Here is a 1,339-nt window from a genome sequence, read left to right on the forward strand (position 1 = left end):
TTCTGAGATAAGTTGTTTTTCCGCAGTTATACCGCATAAAAAAGCCTTCGTTTTCCGGAGGCTTTTTTATGCGAGAGTCTTTTTCTTTAGCAATTTTTCAGTAGCAAAATTAACATCCGCCCTGCCCGCTTTTTTTTATTGAATTACATCTTGTTTGATCATCTTATCGGAAAGAAAAGAATTATTGAACTACAAAGTATATTCCTTATATCCTTTTTAGCCAGCCGGTTATACTCATCCTTGTTCTGTTGGCAAGGGTAACTTCATGTTCGGTCTCGTTGCTTTTAAACAGCACTGCTGTTTGTGCATGGGGCTGAATTTTTTGAGGTATTTCGTCCTGATAGGTTTGAAGTTGCCCACCGTCTTCGTCTTTCCAGTCGGTATTTAAATAGGTTATCAGGGAAAATTTACGATCGAAATTATCCTGAAACTGATCCTTGTGCCTTTTATAGTAAGTCCCTTTTTCATAAACAGCATAATGAAACTCACTCGCATTGATTCCTGCATAGCAGGTTTCGTTCAGCCTTTCAATAAACTGATCTACCTGTAGCAGGAAGGCCTGCTCAAATTCGTTTTCTGAAGATTTATCAAGCCAATGAATTTTGTCACTTCTCATGGATTGAGCTGCATCTTTTATCTTTTTATTTCCAATACCTGCTAAAAACATGGTGTTGGATTGATGCAAATGATTGGCATGAGCAAGAAGTCCTGCAGCTAAGGTTTTATCAAGGAAAAAGGGACTGATGCCGACCTGATTTTGCAGGTAACTATCTATTAATTCATCAAATGATTCCTGCACGGGGTAGTATTAAGCCTGCAAAGTAAGTCCATTCAATACATACCTCGTGGCAATTCTTTTTTGAGCTTGTTTACTGCCTTTGTATGAGGCTCTTTTTCCCGGATAGGTTTCCTGAAAAAGATTTTATTTATACAAAAGGGGCTGTCTCTTTTTATAAAGACAGCCCCTTTTTCAACATCAGAAAATAGAATTAATTGTCTGACTTCTGCAAGCCATTGCTTACAGATGATTTTTTTCCTTCCGGATTTTTCCCGGATCCTTCTATAAAAAGGGTCTGAGTAGGGAAGGCAAATTCAATACCCTCGTTTTCAAATGCCCGGTACATTTTCAGGAGCAAATTTTGTTGATTATTCATATAGGTTACATAATCGGAATTGCCTACAAAATAAACAATCTCAAAATTAAGGCTGAAGTCTCCGAAACCGGAGAAATGTGCCCGGTCGAAAGTAAGATCTTCCTGTTCCTTTATCATATTTTCCACCATGGGTGGAATCATTTCAATCTTAGCTGAAGGCGTACCGTAAATAACACCGACTTTTA

General features: G+C 38.0%; 1 protein-coding gene and 1 pseudogene. Both read right to left on the reverse strand.

Going from position 1 to position 1,339, the window contains the following annotated elements; translation table 11 throughout:
* Positions 1 to 205: 205 nt before the first annotated feature.
* Entirely contained in the window at positions 206 to 799 is a 594-nt protein-coding gene (locus VB712_RS10805) for a 2OG-Fe(II) oxygenase (RefSeq protein WP_323254572.1), read from the reverse strand.
* 190 nt (positions 800 to 989) lie between these two features.
* Positions 990 to 1,339 (reverse strand): annotated as a pseudogene (locus VB712_RS10810) (mechanosensitive ion channel family protein); the annotation flags it as partial.

Source organism: Spirulina sp. CCNP1310, from assembly GCF_034932185.1.
Taxonomy (GTDB): domain Bacteria; phylum Cyanobacteriota; class Cyanobacteriia; order Cyanobacteriales; family Spirulinaceae; genus Spirulina.